At 37.5% G+C, this 21,993-nt stretch carries 18 protein-coding genes; 15 read left to right on the forward strand and 3 right to left on the reverse strand.

Annotated elements, in window-relative coordinates:
- Window positions 1–90 precede the first annotated feature (90 nt).
- Both QUF49_RS03495 and QUF49_RS03500 read left to right on the forward strand, forming a co-directional pair.
- Entirely contained in the window at window positions 91–1,113 is a 1,023-nt protein-coding gene (locus QUF49_RS03495) for a processed acidic surface protein (protein ID WP_289494362.1), read from the forward strand.
- Between the two features lies 1 nt (window position 1,114).
- A complete protein-coding gene (locus QUF49_RS03500) occupies window positions 1,115–1,738 on the forward strand; it encodes a class D sortase (protein WP_289494363.1) in 624 nt (207 codons plus the stop codon).
- A 36-nt stretch (window positions 1,739–1,774) separates the two neighbouring features.
- On the opposite strand, the gene QUF49_RS03505 is transcribed toward QUF49_RS03500, so the two are convergent.
- Both QUF49_RS03505 and QUF49_RS03510 read right to left on the reverse strand, forming a co-directional pair.
- Window positions 1,775–2,752, reverse strand: a complete 978-nt coding sequence (locus QUF49_RS03505; RefSeq protein WP_289494364.1) for a LytR family transcriptional regulator — start codon at window positions 2,750–2,752, stop codon at window positions 1,775–1,777.
- A 144-nt stretch (window positions 2,753–2,896) separates the two neighbouring features.
- A complete protein-coding gene (locus QUF49_RS03510; protein WP_289494365.1) occupies window positions 2,897–3,982 on the reverse strand; it encodes a glycosyltransferase family 4 protein in 1,086 nt (361 codons plus the stop codon).
- Between the two features lie 229 nt (window positions 3,983–4,211).
- Here QUF49_RS03510 and QUF49_RS03515 point away from each other — a divergent pair, with 229 nt between their 5' ends.
- The 13 genes from QUF49_RS03515 (at window position 4,212) to QUF49_RS03575 (ending at window position 20,183) form a co-directional block, all read left to right on the forward strand.
- Window positions 4,212–6,095 carry an LTA synthase family protein gene (locus tag QUF49_RS03515; RefSeq protein WP_289494366.1) on the forward strand — a complete coding sequence of 628 codons (1,884 nt, stop codon included), beginning with the start codon at window positions 4,212–4,214 and terminating at the stop codon, window positions 6,093–6,095.
- A 541-nt stretch (window positions 6,096–6,636) separates the two neighbouring features.
- On the forward strand, window positions 6,637–7,695 hold the full coding sequence (locus tag QUF49_RS03520) for a glycosyltransferase family 4 protein (RefSeq protein WP_289494367.1): 1,059 nt from the start codon (window positions 6,637–6,639) through the stop codon (window positions 7,693–7,695).
- A 139-nt stretch (window positions 7,696–7,834) separates the two neighbouring features.
- Window positions 7,835–8,944 carry a DegT/DnrJ/EryC1/StrS family aminotransferase gene (locus QUF49_RS03525; protein WP_289494368.1) on the forward strand — a complete coding sequence of 370 codons (1,110 nt, stop codon included), beginning with the start codon at window positions 7,835–7,837 and terminating at the stop codon, window positions 8,942–8,944.
- A gap of 77 nt (window positions 8,945–9,021) precedes the next feature.
- Window positions 9,022–9,747, forward strand: a complete 726-nt coding sequence (locus QUF49_RS03530; RefSeq protein ID WP_289494369.1) for a Wzz/FepE/Etk N-terminal domain-containing protein — start codon at window positions 9,022–9,024, stop codon at window positions 9,745–9,747.
- Window positions 9,740–10,753 carry a Gfo/Idh/MocA family protein gene (locus QUF49_RS03535; protein ID WP_289494370.1) on the forward strand — a complete coding sequence of 338 codons (1,014 nt, stop codon included), beginning with the start codon at window positions 9,740–9,742 and terminating at the stop codon, window positions 10,751–10,753. The genes QUF49_RS03530 and QUF49_RS03535 overlap by 8 nt, the downstream gene beginning before the upstream one ends.
- Window positions 10,754–10,781: 28 nt before the next feature.
- Window positions 10,782–12,098, forward strand: a complete 1,317-nt coding sequence (locus QUF49_RS03540; protein ID WP_289494371.1) for a nucleotide sugar dehydrogenase — start codon at window positions 10,782–10,784, stop codon at window positions 12,096–12,098.
- A 34-nt stretch (window positions 12,099–12,132) separates the two neighbouring features.
- Window positions 12,133–12,864: an acyltransferase gene (locus tag QUF49_RS03545; RefSeq protein WP_289497573.1), complete on the forward strand. Its 732-nt coding sequence runs from the start codon at window positions 12,133–12,135 to the stop codon at window positions 12,862–12,864.
- Window position 12,865: 1 nt separating this feature from the next.
- The gene (locus QUF49_RS03550) at window positions 12,866–14,278 is read left to right on the forward strand and encodes a lipopolysaccharide biosynthesis protein (protein WP_289494372.1); all 1,413 of its coding nucleotides are present in this window, start codon (window positions 12,866–12,868) and stop codon (window positions 14,276–14,278) included.
- A gap of 12 nt (window positions 14,279–14,290) precedes the next feature.
- Window positions 14,291–15,346: a non-hydrolyzing UDP-N-acetylglucosamine 2-epimerase gene (gene wecB, locus QUF49_RS03555; RefSeq protein WP_289494373.1), complete on the forward strand. Its 1,056-nt coding sequence runs from the start codon at window positions 14,291–14,293 to the stop codon at window positions 15,344–15,346.
- 30 nt (window positions 15,347–15,376) lie between these two features.
- The gene (locus tag QUF49_RS03560) at window positions 15,377–16,753 is read left to right on the forward strand and encodes an O-antigen polymerase (RefSeq protein WP_289494374.1); all 1,377 of its coding nucleotides are present in this window, start codon (window positions 15,377–15,379) and stop codon (window positions 16,751–16,753) included.
- A complete protein-coding gene (locus QUF49_RS03565; RefSeq protein ID WP_289494375.1) occupies window positions 16,750–17,865 on the forward strand; it encodes a glycosyltransferase in 1,116 nt (371 codons plus the stop codon). The genes QUF49_RS03560 and QUF49_RS03565 overlap by 4 nt, the downstream gene beginning before the upstream one ends.
- Window positions 17,862–18,938, forward strand: a complete 1,077-nt coding sequence (locus QUF49_RS03570) for a glycosyltransferase (RefSeq protein WP_289494376.1) — start codon at window positions 17,862–17,864, stop codon at window positions 18,936–18,938. The genes QUF49_RS03565 and QUF49_RS03570 overlap by 4 nt, the downstream gene beginning before the upstream one ends.
- 24 nt (window positions 18,939–18,962) lie before the next feature.
- Entirely contained in the window at window positions 18,963–20,183 is a 1,221-nt protein-coding gene (locus tag QUF49_RS03575) for a glycosyltransferase family 4 protein (RefSeq protein ID WP_289494377.1), read from the forward strand.
- 297 nt (window positions 20,184–20,480) lie between these two features.
- On the opposite strand, the gene QUF49_RS03580 is transcribed toward QUF49_RS03575, so the two are convergent.
- Window positions 20,481–21,989 carry a SpoIID/LytB domain-containing protein gene (locus QUF49_RS03580; RefSeq protein ID WP_289494378.1) on the reverse strand — a complete coding sequence of 503 codons (1,509 nt, stop codon included), beginning with the start codon at window positions 21,987–21,989 and terminating at the stop codon, window positions 20,481–20,483.
- Between the last annotated feature and the right edge of the window lie 4 nt (window positions 21,990–21,993).

A 21,993-nucleotide genomic window follows, 5' to 3' on the forward strand; every position in this document is an offset into this window, starting at 1 on the left:
ATCAAATTAATGGAAAAATTTTTATATACAAATGTCATTTTTTACCCTATGATTATGTTATTGTCAAATAAATAATAGGGTGGGTTTTGGGTGAGAAAATACTTTGCTTTGTTGTCTGTTTTTGCACTATTGTTTTCGTTATTTCCAACCGTTTCATTTGCAGCAGTAGATGAGCAAGAACTAACTGAGTATTTAGAAGAAGTTAGTGCGGAGCGGGGAATCGAGTTTACCAAAGAGGATCTTGAAGACTATGTGATGGAATATTATGAAGAAGACCTTTCTTTTTTTGAAGATGTTTCAGAATTAAGAGATTCTCTTGGTCCTGTTATTAAATCAGACTATAGTAACCTTGAAACGATATATGAAGATTTTGAGTTAGACCAGGAGACTTTATTTTCTTTACTTGAAGAAAACGGAGAAAGTATTGATAACTACATATTTGTAGATGATTTATATTTTGACGTAAGTTTCTTCTTAGATGCTGAAGAGATGCCTGAATTCGACGATATGTTCGCTGAATTTGATTTGACAGAAGACGAGCTAAATTCAATTATGGAACATTTGATAGCACTTGAGGAAAAACTTAGTGATCCAGCAATGGAAGAGCGTTTAATGGAACTTGCAGATCGTATGATGGCTTTTGAAGATTTTGAAAGTGTTGACGAACTAACAGACGCACAAATTGCAGAGTTCTTATCGATTGCACAAGAAGTGCTTGAAATTCTTGAGCTTAAATCTGAATTCTACTTAACGAATGGTACGGATACGCAACCACTCACATTAAAAGAATTACTATTCTTAAAAGAAATGAAAACGGGTTACAAACTTATGATCAAATTATCTGACCTAAATAATAACTTTATTTTAGATATGTTATTTACTGCTGAAATGATTGGTGCTGAAATTATCCAAGAAACTGGTAAAGATATTAAAGAAGTTCCAAAAGTAGTAGATAAGATTGAAAAAATTAAGAGTTCACCGAAACAAAAACATAAAACAGTTAAGGGTGCAAAGCTTCCAAAGACAGCATCTGATTATGGAACAAATATGATGCTAGGTTTCGGAATTGCATTAGTTGGTGGTTTTATGTTTAGACGTCTAAGACAACAGTAATATGAAGAAAAAAAGATTCATATTTTCAGCTATTGCTATTTTGTTTGTTGTTTTCGGTCTATGGTTCTCATCAACCAATGCATACAAGTTTGCTAAGGGTTATTTTATTTTTAAGATGGGACAAGATGAAAGAGAGCAGACTTTTACTAAACCAGAAACAAAAGCATCAGCTACTAAGGAAGTATCTGCTAAAACAGAACTATATACAAATCGACCTAAAGTGGGAGAAAACATTGGGAATTTGTACATCCCGAAGTTAAAAGCGGAATTACCAATCTTTCATGGTACAAATGAGGATGAACTTGAAAAAGGTGTAGGTCACTTTGCAGATAGCGTCTTGCCAGGAGAGAAAGATAATTCTGTACTTTCCGGGCATCGTGACACTGTATTTCGGAAGCTTGGTGAAGTTAAAAAGGGTGATCTGCTTGTAGTAACAACGGCTGCTGGAGAATTTACTTATAAAGTAAAACAAGTCAGAATCGTTGATAAGGATGATCGTACGGTGATTGTTCCTAAGCCGCGATCAACCTTAACCGTAAGCACGTGCTACCCCTTTAATTTTGTAGGGGCAGCCCCAGAAAGATACGTTCTTGTGGCTTTTCTTGTAAACTCAAAAGTTAGTTAAAAAAAGAGGATGGCTCAAACAGAGCCATCCTCTTTTTTAAAGTTCAAGATGTTTTTTTAGCATAGAGCTAATACGTGTTCTTTCCTCTTCATTCACATTAAAGTAGTATACTCCTCCAATGTTTCCACCTTGTCCGTTAATCTCTATAGATTGTACGCTTTTTCTAGCGTCTTTGTAATTGGATTGTATGTCTTTCATATCGTCAAACGACATATTTGTTGCTATGTTATCTCCAAGTACATCTAGTATACTGCCTAGTTTAGTAATGGAAGATACTTGTGCACCTTCGTTAATAATGCCGTTTACTACCTGGCGTTGTCTCTCATTACGTCCGAAGTCGCCTCTTGGATCTGCTTTTCTCATTCTAGAGTAGGCTAGAGCTTCATCCCCAGTAAGGTTTAGTGTACCTTTTGGAAAAGAATAACCTTGATAATTAAAAGCTAATCGTTGGTTATTTACCCTAACACCACCTAAGGCATCTACAATTTGTTTAAAGCTTTCCATATTTACTTTCATATAATAATCAATGGGAATATCCAAGAAGTTTTCAACCGTTTGAATGGTCATATTTGTACCACCAAAAGCATATGCATGGTTAATTTTATCTTGGCTACCTCTACCTATAATTTCTGTCCTAGTATCACGCGGTATGCTCATCATGTAGGTAGAATTATCATTCGGATTTACAGTAACAACCATTAATGTATCAGAACGGCCACGATCACCTTCCCGCTCATCGACACCTAAAACTAATATAGACAAAGGATTGGCAGAAAGATCTAATTTATTTTCTCGCTTTTTGGAACCTGACCATTCACTTTTTTCATGCATCTTGTTAGCCGTTTCTTTAACAGAGTTATAAACATAATAGGTATAGCCTGCCCCTGCAAGTAAGATTATACTGAGAAAAATAATCAAACCTTTAAGTAAAGGTTTCTTTTTTTTCTTTCTTTTTGAATCAGATCGCAACCCCATAACAATTACTCCTTTTAAATATTTTACATATATCATCATTTTTTTACATTGTTTTACATCTTTACTATTATATAAGAGTGTATGAGAGATTTCAATCCAAAAATTGTATCCAATTACTAGTTTTGTATAAATGGACAGATAAAAAGTCTATGTCGATTAGACATAGACTTTTTTTAAAATTAATTATTTAGCTTTCGAGCGGTTAATGTTTCTACCTTGACCAAAAACTTTATCGTACATGTAGAGTAATGGTCTATATTTGTGATGAACTAAACCTATTAGTTCTGCTATTAATTCCAACATGAGCAACAGGCCGAAAGTTATAGCTAACGAGCCCCACAGCGTTGTGGTTGAGAATATAACGGCGGCTAGACTAAAGATAATGCTTAATATATAGATGATAATAACGGTTATTTTATGTGACAAGCCTAACCGAAGCAATTGATGATGAAGATGCCCTTTGTCAGCAGCAGAGATTGGCTGTCCATTGGCAAGTCTTCTTAAGATTGCAAAAGTTGTATCAAAGATAGGAACACCTAGAATAATAATGGGTACGACGAAACTGAATAACGTAACACTTTTATACAGTCCAAGCAATGAAAGAATTGCAATGCAATACCCTAAAAACAGAGCGCCGGTGTCTCCCATAAAGATTTTTGCAGGATTAAAGTTGTAAAACAAAAATCCAATTGTTGAACCTAAGACAATCATGGATATGGTTAAAATCATAATGTTTCCATTTAAGCCGGCCATAATCGCAATAGTCGCTATTACAATGGCAGAAACTCCAGCTGCAAGGCCATCGAGACCATCAATTAAATTAATTGCGTTCGTAATGGCTAAGATCCAAAGAATTGTAACGGGATAAGATAGTAGATCCAGATCAAATTGTCCTACAAAAGGAATTGTAATAAAATCAATTGCCAACCCTGTGTGGACAACAATAAAAGCAGCTATAAACTGACCTAATAGTTTGTATTTTGGAGATAGGGAGTAAAGGTCATCAATTATTCCTACAATAATAATGATGATGCCAGCGAGCGTGATTCCTTTAATAGACTGATTGTGTAGCTCAGCCGCAAAATAACCTGCCATAACCCCTATAAAGATAGCCAATCCACCAAGTCTCGGCATAATCTTTTTGTGTACTTTTCTTGCATCTGGCTGATCTGTAGCTCCTATTAGAATCGCTAACCTTATTACGAGTGGTGTAATGAGTAGAACCACTAAAAAAGAGACGATTGCTGCCAAAAATATTTGAAAATTCATAAATACCTCATTTACTTTTTTAATATTTTAAAAAGAGTGAGTAGGTAATTAACTATATTTCTCTTCTCATCATTATAAATTGGTAATCAGTGGATATCAATCTTTTATTCTATTAAAAGGTCGTTTTTTTATCAAAATTCGACACGTTCATCACTTTCATCTATTGGAGATATTTACAATCTTGTAATATAATATACTGAAAATGGAATGGAAAGTGAGAATCTGAGATTTGAAATTAAACATACAACGAAACTTCATTTTTGTTGCTTCTGTATTTTTTATTTTGCTAGTGGGATGGACACTTAAAAATATATATTTTTCAGTCGAGATGGGAATTCTCCCTCATAAAAAAGGAATCCTGCTGACAAGCGCTGGCGTCATTTTAATACTAATAAGTCCCCTAATGGTTCGAATTTCCAAATGGGCATTTAGTTTAACATTTATTTTTTATGTACTAGTTTCTTTTTTATTATATGCGGATGTCGTGTACCAGCGCTATTATCATTCCATTCTTTCTATAGAAATGATGGGGCAGGCGGGACAGCTTAAAGCTGTCGATGATTCGATCTTAACACTTATGCGGTCGACAGATATATGGTATGCAGCTGATACTTTACTTCTTATCCTTTTCTTTTTTTATCCCTTAACAAAGATGAGTTATAAGCGTCCAGGTGTTCATTTTGTATTAGTAGCTTTTTGTTTAATCTTAGGGTATAGTTCCATGAAATATACGTATTTGCATCTTGTAAACGATGACTTTAGTGAACAGTTAAAAGTAGCGAAAACAGGCATAATACCAACTCATATATCTGAAACGTATAACAGTTACATGGAGCGTATGTCAGCTGCCGAAGTCTTCAGCTCGCAAGATTCTATTAAGCAATTGAAGGAATACGAAAGCGAGTTAGAAAAACGTCAAAAAACCCAGCAGATGTCACCATATTTTGGTGATGCTAAAGGTAAGAACTTGATTATGATTCAAGCCGAGTCTTTAAATGACTTCATCGTTAATCTAGAGGTAAACGGCCAAGAGGTTACGCCGAATCTAAATGCCTTTATAAAAGAAAGCAGTTATTATCCTAACACGTATCTTCAAATCGGCAGAGGAAATACATCGGACGCGGAGTTTGTGGCAAATAATTCATTATATCCAAGCAAAAAAGATGGTGCCTATCGTACGTATGAAAATGGGGTATTCCAGTCGTTAGGACAAATCTTTAAAAATGAAGGATATGAAACGAGTGCAGCACATGGAAATGTACCGGATTTTTGGAACCGCAAGAATGCTTATCCTGCTCAAGGGTATGACATTTTTTACAGCAAAGAGCATCCTGCGATAGATGATTCAAATGTAGTTGGATTAGGAATCGATGATAAAAGTTTCTTTAAACAACTTGTTGACATATGGAAGAAAGAAGATAAACCTTTTTACAGTTTTGTCGTAACATTAACCAACCACAGACCTTTTGAACTTCCAAAAGAGCATCAAAAACTAAACCTTCCTGCACATATGAATGATACACCTGTTGGTCACTATCTTCAAAATGTGTATTACGCCGACCAAGCTTTTGGGCAATTATTAGCGGATTTAAAACAGGAAGGATTATATGAAGATACGGTAATCGTTTACTATGGAGATCATTATGGTTTGATTCCAGATAACGCCGATCAGCTAAAAAAGGACTTAAACATAAATTTTAACAAAAAGGAAATGTTTAATATCCCATTAGTCATTCATCGCCCAACTCAAACAGAGGGGGAAGTTAACGAAGTCATTGCTAGTCAGATGGATATCGCGCCGACTGTTACTTCTTTGTTTGGAATCGAGCAGCCGCTATATCAGCTTGGTTATGATTTAAGTATGAAAAAAGAAGGTTATGTTGGTTTTAGGCATGAAATTACTCCGTTCTCTTTTTTCTCAGAAAACTATGATTTCGAGATGTCATTAGACGGAGTTTTTGAAAATGGAATTTGTACAGATACTAAAACAGGTGAAAAGGTAGACGTTGAAAAATGCAGAACTAATTATGATCGAGTTCAGTATGAAGTGGAACTTTCTGATTTTTTGCTGCAATATGATGCGATTGAAAAATTGAAAAAAGGTAAACTTTGATCTTCTTAAGAAGCTGACTCAAAAGGTATGTAAACTGCCCTTTTGATGTCAGCTTTTTTTGGCTTCTTCTATAAGATTGTTGCTATTTGGCTTATTTCTTTATTGAAAAGTGTGAGACTTCTGGCAGGTGAAATGCACAAGGTAGCTCACCGTATTACATGGAAAGCGAGCGTCCTGAAACGAAGATCAGCCACATTCAAGAAAAATATGATGATGGAAACATGTAACATCCCCTTATTTTTAGACTTTATGCGAACAATAATGAGTAAAGGCATAAAAAATATAGGATATTTCACATAATTTAATCGTAATGATACGCGTCCTTTATAATTCTTTTGGAGGTCGCATATTTGGAAATAATTAAATGCTGCAAAAGCTGTAAATTAAGGTTAAGGATTAGAGGTTTATGGGAAATTAAAAGTGATTCTTGTTTTTTATGTTAAGAATTAATGAAAATTAGATAATGGGATTGATTTAAGCACTGATTATGATACGATTATTTGCGTAATTTACTAAGACTATTTACTAAAAGGGGATTCTTATGAATTTAAATTTATGGTTTGCTTTTATTGCATCATTCATAACAGTCCTGGTTATAACACCACTTGTTATAAAATTTGCTATAAAAATTGGAGCAACAGATAAACCTAATCATAGAAAAGTACATCAGAAGGTGATGCCTCGTCTCGGCGGGCTAGCAATTTTTATTGGTGTAGTGGCTGGATACTTCGCTGGCGGTGTTTACAGTGAACAAGTAACGGGTATTACAATAGCTGCACTTGTGATTTTAGCAACAGGGATTTTTGATGATATGTACGAACTATCAGCAAAAATAAAGTTGCTTGGTCAACTTCTGGCTGCAGGAATTGTCGTGGCTACGGGCTTAAAAATTGATTTCTTAACGATTCCCTTTGTTGGGGTTTTTGACCTTGGTGTGTGGACCATTCCGATTACCATTCTGTGGATCATTGGAATTACGAATGCCATTAATTTAATTGATGGCTTAGATGGTCTAGCAGCGGGTGTATCCTTAATCGTTATATCCACAATTGCTTTTCTGGCAGGTTCAGCTGGTATGATGCTTATTTCCACTTTAGCATTAATCTTAATGGGAAGTATCTTAGGATTTTTATTTTATAATTTTAATCCAGCCAAGATTTTTATGGGTGATACAGGTGCTTTATTTCTCGGCTACTCTATCTCCATTTTGTCATTGCTAGGGCTTTATAAATCCGTAACGCTGTTTAGTTTTATCGTACCAATCATTATTTTAGGCGTACCTATCTTTGACACAACATTTGCTATTATACGCAGGATTGTGAATAAAAAACCTATTTCTGCACCTGATAAACATCATCTTCATCATCGATTGCTCGCTCTCGGGTTTTCCCACAGAACAACAGTGATCGCGATTTATGGATTAGGATTAATTTTTGCCATAAGTGCTATCATATTATCGCATTCTACGATGATCGGATCAGTTTTCATATTGATAAGCCTTCTTATTTTTATTGAATTGATAGCAGAAATGATTGGACTCGTACATCATAAATACAAACCATTCATGGCGATTTATCGAAAGGTTACTGGGAAACAATAAAGGGAGCACAAGCCGTTTGCTTACGCGAGCGGCTTTTTAAAAGGATATAAAAAAGGTGTCAAGAATCAAAATATGATAAAATGAGACCTGTGTGTTAAAAGCCAAAACAAACAATTTGATTACAAGGAGTTTTGTAAAAATGCGTGTACCAATGCTAGATCTTTCAGAACAATATCAAACATTAAGAGAAGATATGATTTCAGTATTAGATGAAGTAATGGGTTCTTCCCGTTTTATCCTTGGAGATAATGTGAAAAAGTTAGAAGCAGATGTTGCTAAATACAGTAATACAAAATATGCAGTTGGAGTAGGTAATGGAAGCGATGCTATTCACATCGCACTTCAAGCAGCTGGCGTTGAAGCTGGTCATGAAGTAATCACTACACCATTTACTTTCTTTGCGACGGCTGGTGCGATTGCACGTGCTGGTGCTACACCGGTTTTCGTTGATATTGACCCAGTAACGTTCAACATTGACCCGTCTAAGATTGAAGCTGCAATTACGGATAAGACAAAAGCGATTATTCCTGTTCATTTATACGGTCAGATGGCAGACATGGATCCGATTGTAGAAATCGCTAACAAACACAATCTTGCTATCGTAGAGGATGCTGCTCAAGCGATTGGTTCTACTTATAAAGGTAAGAGTGTTGGTGAACTTGGAACGGCTGCTACTTATAGTTTCTTCCCAACTAAAAACTTAGGTGCATATGGTGACGGTGGAATGATCGTTACAAATAACGATGAAATGGCAGAAAAAATGTCTGTTATTCGTGTACACGGAAGTAAACCGAAATATTACCACCACGTTCTTGGGTACAACAGCCGTCTAGATGAGCTTCAAGCTGCAGTATTAAATGTGAAGTTTCCTCATCTAGATAAATGGAGTGAAATGCGTCAGCAAAATGCTGCAAACTACACTCAATTATTAAAAGAACAACTAGGTGACAAAGTAGTTACACCTGTTGCTCTTGAAAACCGCAGACACGTGTTCCACCAATACACACTGCGTGTAGAAAAGCGTGATGAGCTGCAAGCATACCTAAAAGAACAAGGTATCGACACGATGGTATATTACCCGCTTTGTCTTCATATTCAGCCTGTGTTCAAAGAGCTTGGCTATAAAGAAGGAGACTTCCCAGAAGCTGAAAAAGCTGCTAAAGAAGCTGTATCCTTACCGATGTTCCCAGAGCTGAAATTGGAACAACAAGAGTATGTAGTTTCACAAATTGCGGCATTTTATAAATAAGGAAATTTGTTCGTCCTCTTAATCAGGGGGCGAATTGTTTCATTTTTAGCATTCGCGATAAAATTGGAGGTTTTTTTGTGCACGAAGAAAAGCGGTATGTTTTGTATGATTACTTAGTGTTTTTCTGGAATAAGAAATGGTGGTTTCTCCTCTTACCATTGATTACTCTCGGATTGGCATTCTTGTTTTCCATGATGCAGCCTGTGGAATATCAAGGAAGAACAATTATTTATACGGGGGATTTGAAAGGTTCTGAAACTGATCCAGAAGTTATTAAACATTTGTATAAAGACGACGTAGAGGGTAATAACCTGTCTGTAGAAGTCTTTGAAAGAGGGCAATTGGTATTTACGGTAACGGGTAACAATTCTGAACAAGTAAGTGATGTCATTTCTTCAATTAGTAAAAAGCATATCAATGTATTAAATGAAAAATACAATAAACGAATTTTATCTACTAAAGAAAAGATGCAGAGAAAAGAGAAACACATAGAGAGCCTTAACAAACTAACAGATGTTTACGGGCAGAGGTTGAATGAAGATACTCTATCTCCGGAAGAAGAGTCCAGAATGACTGAACTTCAGTTAGCTTCTATAGAGCTGGAACAACAAATTGATAATAACAAAAAAGATATTGAGTTTTTTGAAAAACCACAACAGCTTGATACGACAGTTACTGAAAGCAGCCGTAATCAAAAGCCAATCTTGGCACTTGGACTGGTTTTAGGTCTGTTTTTATCCTTAGTATCACTCATTTTATGGAAATATATCGAAGACGCACGGAGGTATAGAAGAAATGATTAAATTTGCCATCGTAGGAATGGGACACATAGCTAAGAAACATGTCGAAGCAATTAATGAGGCAGATGGAGCAGAACTAGTTGCTGTATGTGATGCAGCAGCTGAGCGCCTTGAAGAATATTCCGGAAAGTACGAAACATATACAGACCTAGATGAGATGCTGAAAATGAATCAAGATATACAAGTCGTAAATATCTGTGTACCATCTGGACTGCATGCCCGATTAACAAAGATCGTGGCAGAACACGGGCGTCATATTGTTGTTGAAAAGCCGATGTCTCTTAAACTTGAGGATTCAGAAGAGATGATCAAGATTGCAAAAGAAAACAACGTGAAGTTAGCAGTTGTTCACCCAAATCGTTTCCGTCCAGCGATTATGAAGCTTCGTGAAAAGATGGACCAAGGTGTATTTGGCACGATGAGCCATGCGAATGCTACTGTACGTTGGAATAGAGGACAAGCTTATTATGATCAGGCACCATGGAGAGGAACGAAGGAGTTTGACGGTGGTGTCCTCATGAACCAAGCTATTCATAACCTAGACTTAATGCTTTGGTTTATGGGTGAAGTTGAAAGTGTACAAGCTATGGCGGCTACTCGCTTACGGAAAATTGAAGCTGAGGATGTAGCAGCTGCAGTTGTTCGTTTCAAAAGCGGTGCTTTAGGTGTTATCGAAGCAGCAACAACGATTTACCCGAAAAACCTTGAAGAGTCTTTATCCATTTTTGGCGAAAAGGCTTCTGTGAAAATCGGTGGCAGCAATGCTCTCTATATCGAGACTTGGGATATGGAAGACGGCATTGAAGGAGAAAAAGAATCTTTCAACGAGTCAATTAAGGATAATCCTCTTGGTAAACCAGGACATCAGTGGATCATTGAAGATATGGTGCAAGCCGTTCAAGAAGATCGTGAACCGATTGTTTCTGGACAAGATGGCATGGCACCAGTTAAGCTGATTTTAGCGATTCTTGAATCGGCAGAAACTGGAAAAGAAGTAAAGTTAGCATAAGTTTTAAAGATCAAAGGAGATGTAGTAAATGAGCCATTCAGAACAACTACTTAAGAAGATAGAAAATAAAGAAGCAGTAATTGGAGTTGTAGGTCTAGGATATGTAGGTCTTCCTTTAGCTGTTGAAAAAGCAAAAGCTGGATACAGAGTAATCGGATTCGATGTACAGCAAGCACGTGTAGATCAAGTAAATAACGGCGTTAACTATATTGGTGACGTTGTTGATGAAGATTTAGATGAAATGATCAAATCTGGTCGTTTAGAAGCTACAACAGATTACGCGAAAATCAGTGAAGTGGATGCTGTTGCGATCTGTGTTCCTACACCTCTTGATACTTACATGCAGCCGGATACTTCATATGTTGAAAGTTCAGCGAATGAAATTGCAAAAAATGCTCACGAAGGAATGTTAGTTGTTCTTGAATCTACGACATATCCTGGTACAACAGAAGAAATCGTTAAACCTGCACTTGAAAAAGCAGGACTTGTTACAGGAGAAAACGTATTTGTCGCATACTCACCAGAGCGTGTCGATCCAGGTAACAAACACTTTAATACGAAAAACACACCAAAAGTAGTTGGTGGAATTACAGCGAACTGTACAAAAGTCGCGGCTGCTCTTTACCGTGAAGTGCTTGAAGGAGATGTGCATGAAGTATCAACTCCTGCAGTAGCTGAAATGGAAAAGATCTTCGAAAACACATTCCGTCATATCAATATCGCATTAGCAAACGAGATGGCGATTCTTTGTCAGCGTATGGGTATTGATGTATGGGAAGTGATTGATGCTGCAAAAACGAAGCCATACGGATTCATGGCGTTTTACCCAGGACCAGGTCTTGGCGGACACTGTATTCCAATCGATCCGTTCTACTTAACATACAAAGCACGTGAATATAACTATCACACTCGTTTAATTGAGCTTGCTGGTGAGATCAACAACGCGATGCCTGAATACGTAGTAGACCGTGCGATGCGTTTGTTGAACGAAGATGGAAAAGCTCTTCGCGGTTCAAATGTTGTGGTTCTAGGTGTAGCTTATAAGAAAGATATTGATGATATGCGTGAATCACCGGTACTTCCTATTCTTTCTCAAATGAATGCTTCAGGTGCCAATGTAACGGTTGTTGATCCACACGTTCCAACATTTAGATTGGATGGACAGACAGTGGAGACATACTCACTTACACCTGAACTTCTTCAAAAAGCTGATCTAGTGTTATTAACGACAGATCATACGGCATTTGATTATGAAATGATCGCTCAAAACAGTGATGTACTATTTGATACACGTAATGCGATGAAAGATGTAGAGAATAAACCAGCTCGTTACGTTAAGCTTTAATTTAAAGTTGAGTGCAAGGGGGAACTTAGAGATGATGAACTTTGTTGATTCAACAGTACAGTTAGATGAATCTGTAAAGCTAGGGCACTTTAGTGTAATCGAAAAAGGTGCAAAGATCGGTAAAAATGTTGTGATCGGGAACCGTGTAACTATTCATGAGGATACAGTGATTGGAGATAACAGTACGATTTCTGATGGAGCTGTACTCGGCAAACCACCAAAACCGGCTAAAACAAGTACGGTTAAGCTTTCCGATAATATTCCTGCTTTAACGCTTGGCGAAGAGGTTACGGTTGGGGCGAACGCGGTCCTTTATCGCGGAGCAGAAATCGGAAGTAACACCCTGATTGCAGACCTTGCCAGTGTGCGTGAGAATGTTCAGATCGCAGATTATGTTATTGTGGGACGCGGAGTTACGGTTGAAAACCATGTATCAATCGGAACACGCACGAAGATTCAATCGAACTCTTACATTACCGCTTATACAACCCTTGAGGATCATGTGTTTATCGCGCCATGCGTGACGACTACAAACGACAACTTCATGGGCCGTACAGAAGAGCGTTTTGACAAGATTAAAGGAGCAATCGTGAAGAAGGGAGCTCGTGTAGGCGGAGCGTCCATCATTCTCCCAGGCATAACAGTTGCGGAAGAAACATTTGTAGCTGCTGGAGCTCTAGTGACAAAGGATACAGAAGAAAAGACCGTCATCAAAGGCGTACCAGCTAAATATAGCAAGCAGGTTGACGAGCGGGAGTTGTTATAACTTGTTAGCGCAGCTTAAACGTTTAGGAGGGGATTCCCTCCTTTATGCGTTAATGAATGTGGGTACCAAATTAATCGCATTCTTGATGCTACCAATTTTTACGACGTATCTAGGAAAAGAGCAGATGGGTGTCTTGGAAAACACAGACGCTTTTACATCTATGCTCACGTTCCTTGTTATTTTCGGTACAGATTCAGCACTTGCGTTCTACTTTTTTGATACAGATAAAAAAGAGTTGAAAATCAGTTATGTCCAAACGGTTCTCCAATTTAGACTGGCTATTTCTTTACTTTGTTTGATAGGTGCCATAATAGGCGGAGAATGGGTTTCTGTGTTAGTGACTGGGAAATCTGGATATGCGTTCGTGGTCATTGCAGCGATGGTAACACTTGTACTAGAGTCAATCATTACGCTTGTTCTGACTTATTATCGTTATGAGTTCAAGGTCAAGAAAGTTGTGATATACACAGTTCTTCGTCTTGGCGGAGCGGCTTTATTCGCTTATATCTTCTTAAAGATGTGGATGGAAGAAGTAGATGTTATCTATTACGGCCGTAATATTGCAGCTGGTGTTATTGTATTGCTGCTTTTACCTGAATTGTTCAGGCTTGTAAGAATTAAAGTAGACAAAGAAAAGCTATGGGCGATTTTGAAATATGCCGCCCCGCTTGTTCCAGCATCTCTTGCTTTTTGGGTGATTGCTACTTCTAACAGGTTCTTTTTAACTTACTTTGAGGGATTAGGGAGTGCCGGTATTTATGGAGTTGCTGTTAAGTTCGCAACGGTTATCACATTACTGACATCCAGTGTTCAGATGGCTTGGCGTCCTTATACAATGTCAATTAAAGAACGCCCTGATGCTGAAAAGATTTTTTCTAAGTTCTCTATAATTATTCTTGTCGGGGGCATTATAGGATTACTGGGAATTGCAACTTTTATTCCTTATATTTTCAAATTTATGATTTCGGACCCTGACTTTTATAGTGCTAGTCATTATATTGCGCTTTTAAGTGCAGGAACATTTTTGAACTTTTATTACCTAATTATTTCGGTAGGATTATTTATTAAAAAAGAGACTAAGTATATCTCTGTCTATTTTATCGCTGCAGCAGTAATCAGTCTCGTTCTCAATTTAGTCTTGATCCCTTTGATATCCCTTTGGGGTGCAGCATTAGCAGTTGTCATTTCCTATTTATTTGCTTGTGTAATGATTTTTAGAAAGAGCCAACAAGTTTATTACATACCGCTACCGGTAGGTAAGATGGTTTTTCTATTCACTACAGGTATGATTGCTATGGGCTCACTCGTCTGGTTGCATATAGCAGAATTACCAGTATATTATTTAACCTTCCCTTGGTTGTTATTTGCAGCTGCCTTTGGGGTTTCAAGAGTCTTAAAAGAAATTAAAAGCTAAGAGGTGCTATTCATGAAGGTGTTAACAGTACTAGGAGCGCGTCCGCAGTTTATTAAGGCCGCACCTGTATCAAGAGCTTTACGCAAGTCACACACAGAAATTATCGTTCATACAGGACAGCATTACGATGCCAACATGTCTGATATTTTCTTTGAAGAGCTTCATATTCCAAAACCGGATTACCATCTAGGGGTAGGTTCTGGTAATCATGGTAAACAAACAGGACAAATGTTAGCTGATATTGAAGCAATTATTTTAGATGAAAAACCAGATTATTTATTGGTTTACGGTGACACGAACTCAACATTAGCAGGATCTCTTGCGGCAGCAAAGCTACATATTCCTGTTATCCATATCGAAGCTGGATTGCGCAGCTTTAACAAAAAGATGCCAGAAGAAATCAACCGTATCATGACAGACCATGTATCTGAATTCCTTTTCTGTCCAACTGATACGGCAGTCAAAAATCTTCATGATGAAAATATCACAAACAACGTAATCAATGTCGGTGATGTTATGTATGATGCGGTTGAATATAATCGTAAACTTGCAGCTGATAAATCAGAGATTCTTCAAAAGCATGATTTGAAGAGCAAAGAGTTTTTACTGATTACGGTTCACCGTGCAGAGAATACAGATAACCTTGAGAACATTACAAACATCCTAAAAGCTTTTTCTGAGATTGAAGATCAAAAGGTTTGGCCGATTCATCCACGAACGAAGCACAAGCTTGAGAGTATGGGATTTGATTTAGCTTCTATTCCAAACTTGCTTGTTATCGAACCAGTGGGTTATTTAGATATGCTTACTCTGGAGAATCATGCGAAAAAAATCCTAACAGATTCAGGCGGTGTTCAAAAGGAAGCATACTTCATGCAGGTTCCGTGTGTTACTTTACGAGAACAAACGGAATGGGTTGAAACGCTTGAGAGTGAAGCGAACATCTTGGTAGGTACAGATGTTGAAGCAATATTAGAAGCAACTCGAAAAGAAGTAAACCCGACGTATAAAGAAGTATTTGGCGATGCAAAGGCTTCTGAAAAAATTGTCCAAGCCATTCAACAATAAAGATCTACATCAGGGTAACGGGGGAAAATCATGTTTTTGACTTACGCAATGATCTGGCTGATCGTATTAGGAATATCAATAACCTTGTTTAAAAAAGCAGGGGGAAGTCTTTCCATTTTAAGACCTAATCTTCTTTCTCTTGTCTTTTATTACTCCTTATTCGTGTCCAGTTTTATAGGCAGTCTATTGATTGTGACGAAAACGGATCAGTTTTATATGATGCATAAGGTTCCGAATGATGAGTATCGGTTAATTGGGTTCATTCTAGTCTGTCTTGTCATGATCTTTCTCCCCTTAACTGTATTTTTACTTCAAAAATTAGTTGGTTTCAATGCAGCAAAGGAGTTTAACCACTATTTTGATAAACCGGTCGTTCTTCCTTTTACGAAAGAAAAAACAGAATTCTATGTTCTTTTTGCCGGTCTATCTACCATTTGTTTATTAGCAGTTGCCTATACGATGCTAAAATTAAACGCGATTCCTTTACTTGAACTAATAAAGGGCTCAAGTAATGCGGGTCAACTAAGAATTGAAGCTTCAAGAGGTTTTCAGGGAAATGTTCTTATCCGTAACATTTTTGCTATTGCCCTAACACCTATTTTATCGATTATCGCCTTTATTTTTGCTCATAAGACAAGAGAGCTAAAGTGGATTGTCCTTGCTGTTTTATTAATCGGCGCATCATTTGTGATCACTACTTATGATCTTTCAAAATCTCCGGTATTCTTTTATATGCTTAGCATGATTTTGACTGCCATTTACATTGGCTTTGTGCGCTTATCATATAAAAGAATCTTACTGATAGGGATAGTTGGGTTTGCATTATTGTTCGGTATGTATGCTGCTTTAGGTGCTAATCCTTCTTCCTTCTTATCCTATAATTCTGGACCGATAGGAAGAATGTTCTTGTCGCAGATCGCACCATTCTATATGCATCTTCAACTATTCGGCAACGGTTTTCCGTTTTTAGAAGGTAGCAGTTTCCCTGGCATTATTAATCAGATGTTTGACCAAGTGCACGCACGATCTGGACGTGTAGCTATGGGCTATTTTTATCCAGAAAAGGTAGAAGCGGGTACCGCAGGGGTGCTTAATACGCTCTTTATCGGAGAAGCTTATGCAAATTACTCCTATCCTGGAGTTATCATGTCTATTTTATATATGGGTATGTTTTTAGCTGTTATTTATATGATATTCCTTCGATTACCTAAAAACCCTGTTTTCTTGGGGATGTTTATCTATTTCACCATCAATATTCCAAGGTCCGTAGTTGGAGGTTTCTTTGATTTTATTTTCAATCCTCTTTGGATTATGATTTCCGTATTCGTCTTTTCTGTATACTTTGTAATCAAAGTCCGCATTGGAGTTATGGATTTCTTGAAAAATGGTAAAGGAGCAGGGCAATGAGTAACAAAGCAATTTTAGTTTATTTTCCATTCAAGTTAGCTGAAAAGGCGGACAGTGGTTCGAAATTACGTCCACTTGAAATGCTTAAAGCATTTAGACAATGGGGAAAAGAAGAAGATGTAGAGATTATTGAAATCAATGGAACTTCAGAAGAAAGAACAACAGCGTTTAATCAGTTAAAGTCAGAAGGAAAGCTTCAAAATCTTTGGTTTTGTTATGCTGAGAACCAAACAATCCCGATTTGGCTCACAGATCCTGGTCATAAACCGAAAAAGCCTTTTATTGATACCCAAGTATTTAAATTCTTAAAGGAACAAAATGTACCGATGGGCATTTTTTATCGGGATGTATATTGGAAATTTGATGATCTTTATCCTTTAAAAGGTTTAAAGAAAAAAGTCATGCAGACGATCTATCGCCGTGAAGAAAGATTTTACGAAAAATACGCTTCAGCAATCTTTTTGCCAAGTGCAGCTATGGGGAAATATGTTGATATTAACCAGCCAAAAGTACCTTTGCCTCCTGGCGGTAAAAAGACAGATTTATTGAATATTAAAAAAACGTTTTCTCATCAAGGCATCTACGTGGGTGGAATAGCGAATGATGATTACGGATTACCTCTTTTATTAGAGGCTTTAGAAAACTATCCTTCAAATAAAATGCAGCCTAAATTAACAATTGTATGCCGTGAGAACGAATATAATAAGCTTCCTGAAGAACAAAAGCGGCGATTGCATATGCTTGATGTTAATCTTCAGCATATTAGCGGAGATGAACTTACAGAGCTTTATGATTCCATGGATTATGCCTATATCCCAAGATTAAAGAGCGAGTATAATAATTTTTCCGTTCCTGTTAAACTTGTAGAGTATTTGTCCAACGGATTGCCAGTGGTTGCAACAGACTGTGAGGCACAGAAGGCTTTTATCGATTCAGGCAATTATGGTGTTGTTTGTGACGACAGAAAAGATGCTTTAATTCAAGCCATCGAAAATGTTGAGACAGAATGCAATAACTATCGGAACAATATTCAGGATACGTTTCTTGAAAGAAATTCTTGGCTTGCACGAGTAAAAACTGTAAAAAACACACTTGTGGGGGAAACGAAATGAAACTTTTATTATTAGCCCCTGGCCGTTCGATTCATACTCACAAATGGGCGATGTATTTTAAACAAAAGGGCTGGGAAGTAAAAGTAGCTACGTTTCAAGATCATTATTCTGAGGAAAATGCCAATGAGATTGATACGGTTATCCTGCCAAAAAAGCTCCCAGGAAAACTAAGCTACTTTGGAGCGGTACCATTTATCAAAAAGCTTTTGCGCACGTTTCAGCCAGATATTTTCCATGCTCATTTTCTTTCAAGCTATGGATTAATCGGGGCTCTTACGGATTTTCATCCTTACTATGTTTCTGTATGGGGAACGGATATCTTTCAATTCCCACAAAAAAATTCATTAAATCGAAAAATGATCGAATTTACGTTGAACAGAGCAGATCGTATTTGTTCTACTAGTCATGTGATGGGAAAAGAGACTAATAAATATACAAACAAAGAAATCAGCATCACCCCATTTGGTGTGGATCTTGATGTGTTTAAGCCTATGGCAAAAGCAGAGAAGGCCAATATTCAGATTGGTATTGTAAAAGCCTTATCTGATAAATACGGGATTGGTACTTTGATCAAGGCATTTAAGAAGGTTCACGAAAAACATCATAATACTGAATTAGTTATTGTTGGGGGAGGTCCTCAATTAGACGATTATAAAAAACTTTCGGCAGACTTGAGTATTAGTGAACACGTAAAATTTGCAGGAAGAATCCCTAATACTAAAGTACCTGAATTTATTAATGAGATGGATATTTTCACAGTACCCTCACGAGATCAAGAATCATTTGGGGTGGCTGCAGTTGAAGCGATGGCCTGCGGCGTACCTGTTGTAGTAACGAATGTTGGTGGACTGCCAGAAGTTGTTATGGAAGGTGAAACAGGATTCATCGTTCCGAAAGAAGATCCTGAGAAACTAGCAGCTGCCATCAACCAGTTGATTGAGAATAAAGAGGAACGGATACGAATGGGACAGAGTGGTGTCGTGCATGTCAGAAAAGAATACGATTGGTATGAAAACGCGTCGCGAATGGAAAAACTGTATCAACAAACGTTAAGACAGTCTCAATCGGTGTAATGAATTGAAGGTGAGAACGATATTATGAAAATCATTTTACTTAGTCAGCACTTCCCGCCTGAAGTGGGAGCGCCGCAAATTAGATTTTATGAAGTTGCAAAAGAATTAATCAGCAGAGGCCATCAGGTTGAAGTTGTAACTGCCTTTCCACACCATCCGATGGGTGTGATCCCGAAAGAGTACCAAGGAATGTTCTATATGAAGGAAGATTATGACGGAATTCCTGTTCACCGTTCATGGATTTATCCAAGTCCAAAGGGTGCATTCTGGAGACGGTTAATGTCTTATTTTTCTTTTACATTCAGTGCTTTTTATTCTTTAGCTAAAGCCAAAAAAGCGGATGTCATCATTACAAACTCTCCTCCATTATTCTTAGGAATAACAGGTTATGTTGGAGGGTTATTTAAAAGAGCGAAATTTGTTCTTTTTGTTGCTGATATTTGGCCTGAATCTGCTGTGAAGCTTGGTATATTGACTAATAAAAAATTTATACGCCTAGCTGAAATTCTTGAAAAGTTTTTATATAAAAAGTCATGGAAAATGGCGGGTGCTACGGAAGGTATAACGAAATATATCGGTGATAAAGTGAATCGCCAAGAAGATACATTCATGCTTCCTAACGGTGTAAACACGGATACTTTTGCACCGCTCGAACCAGATGCGGAACTAATGGACGAGCTATCCCTTCACGGCAAGAAAGTGTTTGCGTATACAGGGACAATGGGGTATGCACAAGGACTTGATTCTATTTTACTTGTAGCACAAAGAGTAAAAGAAGAACTACCGCATGTTCACTTTTTATTCATTGGAGATGGACAGGAAAAAGAGAAGCTTTTAAAAATGAAGGAAGAACTTAACCTAACAAACGTTACGTTTAAGGATTCTGTGCCTGTAGCCATGATGCCAAAAGTATTCTCAATTTCAGATTACAGCATTGTACCATTAAAGAATTTAGAAATTTTTAAGGGTGCTCGTCCTTCGAAGATATTCCCAGCACTCTCAACAGGAACTCCTGTTTTGTATTGTGGGGAAGGGGAGGCTGCTGATCTAATTGAGGGTAATTGCTGCGGTGCAGTAGCAGAACCAGAAAATGTAGACGCTATTGCTGAACAAGTCAGGTACCTTGCCAATTTACCTGAAGAAAGCTTCCAGCAATTAAAGGAAAATGGACGAGAGTTTGTTGTGAGAGAATATTCATGGAAACGAATCGTCGATGATATTTTAAAGAATTTAGATCAAAAGTAGAGTCCAACTGACCTTGAATGCGCTTTGTGCGCTTTTGCGGTCAGTTTTTTTTGTAAATTGGATGAAGAAGTAAACTTTATATTATCTATAAAGCAAAAACAGAAAAAGCCGACTTGGAAAGTTAATAAAGAAACTTTCGAGTTCAGCTTTTCCTGTTTAAATGATATTTATATTGAGAAGAAACCTATCAAGTGGGGCTAATGTACATGGTGTGCGCGAACTCTTTGCGCGAAAGTGTAACAAATATAAGAATACGTACAGTAAAACCTAATTTCCCCATTCGTGAAGCTAAGAACACTATTTTGATACTGTCGTTCCAGGGAAGTAATGCTTAACAATGTCGACGCCAGAAACACCTTTTTTAGCCATTGCCTGTGCACCATACTGACTCATCCCGATACGGTGTCCCCAACCTTTACCTATAGCTTTAATCGTTGCAGGATCAGAAGGTTTGGATATAACACCGCTCGCTGTCTGAATGCTGACATTTGAAGTGGTAACTGAATCCGTTTTACCACTAAGCTGCACGGATTGTCCGCTAACCCCAAACTGTGAATTTACTCCACTAGCAGTCTGTACGTTGTATGTTTTTTGTAACGTAAGATCAAACCAGTTAGAACGTAATAAATTCGAATCTGTTTGGAAGTATTTACGGATAGCTAATTCATTTAAATTTGAAAACGATTTTGTTCCTTCAGAAGTTACAAGTGTTGCACCTCTAACTTCTCCATTCTGTCCAGGCTTATCTAATTTAATGTCATATAAGACAGTATCAGATTTGTAACCAAAATTATTTAATATCTTTCTAGCACTCAATGCCTCTGTCCATGAATTGTATGGAGATGCCTCATCCGGGCTGTTAACACTTACTAAATAAGGAAAAGAAGACTGACTAGAGTTCCACACATCTGAAACATTTGCAGTTCTTCCGCCGCTAGTTGAAAAAAAGAACGTTTGGACAGGAACTCCGTTATATTTTACGACAAGTCCATTTGTTGCTTCAACTGCTGCAGAAGATCGAGATGCTTCTGAACTATATCCACGGTAAACTTGGCTCATCGTTCCACTGCTCAATGTACTTCCTGCTTTAAGAGCAAAACTTCGAGCCACAATGGCTTGTGCTTCTAAAGCTTTTGGCTCCCAAGAGGCAGGCATTTCATTTGGAACAACACCTTTTAAATAGTTTTCCATATCTAAGTTATTGATAACTTTACCAGTCGCATCAATTTCTATACTGCCACGATACTTTCGTCCATTTATAGTTGCTAGCGAAAGAGAAGGAGCTGATACGGGTTCATATGTTGAACTTCTTGAAGCCCATCCAATAATTCCACTTCCTGTTCTTACGTTAAACCATTTGTCTCCATTTGCAGCGGTGTGAACACCAATATGCTCAACAACTTCGCCCTTTTTAGCAGTGGTTGCTAGAGTAGATGCAGTAGAAGCACTTTTGTATATATTTGTATCTGATGAGAAACTGTGAATTTGACCCCCACCGACTAACTCTTGAAGACGAAAGCCTGTAGTAGAAGAAAATTTAATATTATTTAAGGTTGCTACAAGGCTAGTTCCACTTTTTGAGAAACTTACATTTGCATTTGGCTGTAAAAAAGCTTTTTCACCGGTCTGTAAGTTATGCAATACATAAAACCCACTATTATAGAGCGTAAAACTTGTATTGTTGTATATCTGTACTTTTACCGGAGATGAATAGCTAACGGAAGTTGCTGCATCCGCTTTTTGTGTAGCAAGAGGAGACAACATCACAGCGGTCGCTGATAAAGTTAATGCTAATTTCTTTAACATATGC

The sequence above is a fragment of the Fictibacillus sp. b24 genome, assembly GCF_030348825.1.
Lineage (GTDB): Bacteria > Bacillota > Bacilli > Bacillales > Fictibacillaceae > Fictibacillus.

Bases quoted from the DNA above. Each gene is read 5' to 3' on its own strand.
- QUF49_RS03505 (WP_289494364.1), bottom strand. From the start codon at position 2,752: ATGATGATATATGTAAAATATTTAAAAGGAGTAATTGTTATGGGGTTG.
- QUF49_RS03580 (WP_289494378.1), bottom strand. From the start codon at position 21,989: ATGTTAAAGAAATTAGCATTAACTTTATCAGCGACCGCTGTGATGTTG.
- QUF49_RS03545 (WP_289497573.1), top strand. From the start codon at position 12,133: ATGAACTTTGTTGATTCAACAGTACAGTTAGATGAATCTGTAAAGCTA.
- QUF49_RS03510 (WP_289494365.1), bottom strand. From the start codon at position 3,982: ATGAATTTTCAAATATTTTTGGCAGCAATCGTCTCTTTTTTAGTGGTT.
- QUF49_RS03565 (WP_289494375.1), top strand. From the start codon at position 16,750: ATGAGTAACAAAGCAATTTTAGTTTATTTTCCATTCAAGTTAGCTGAA.
- QUF49_RS03520 (WP_289494367.1), top strand. From the start codon at position 6,637: ATGAATTTAAATTTATGGTTTGCTTTTATTGCATCATTCATAACAGTC.
- QUF49_RS03570 (WP_289494376.1), top strand. From the start codon at position 17,862: ATGAAACTTTTATTATTAGCCCCTGGCCGTTCGATTCATACTCACAAA.
- wecB (WP_289494373.1), top strand. From the start codon at position 14,291: ATGAAGGTGTTAACAGTACTAGGAGCGCGTCCGCAGTTTATTAAGGCC.
- QUF49_RS03575 (WP_289494377.1), top strand. From the start codon at position 18,963: ATGAAAATCATTTTACTTAGTCAGCACTTCCCGCCTGAAGTGGGAGCG.
- QUF49_RS03535 (WP_289494370.1), top strand. From the start codon at position 9,740: ATGATTAAATTTGCCATCGTAGGAATGGGACACATAGCTAAGAAACAT.
- QUF49_RS03540 (WP_289494371.1), top strand. From the start codon at position 10,782: ATGAGCCATTCAGAACAACTACTTAAGAAGATAGAAAATAAAGAAGCA.
- QUF49_RS03560 (WP_289494374.1), top strand. From the start codon at position 15,377: ATGTTTTTGACTTACGCAATGATCTGGCTGATCGTATTAGGAATATCA.
- QUF49_RS03525 (WP_289494368.1), top strand. From the start codon at position 7,835: ATGCGTGTACCAATGCTAGATCTTTCAGAACAATATCAAACATTAAGA.
- QUF49_RS03500 (WP_289494363.1), top strand. From the start codon at position 1,115: ATGAAGAAAAAAAGATTCATATTTTCAGCTATTGCTATTTTGTTTGTT.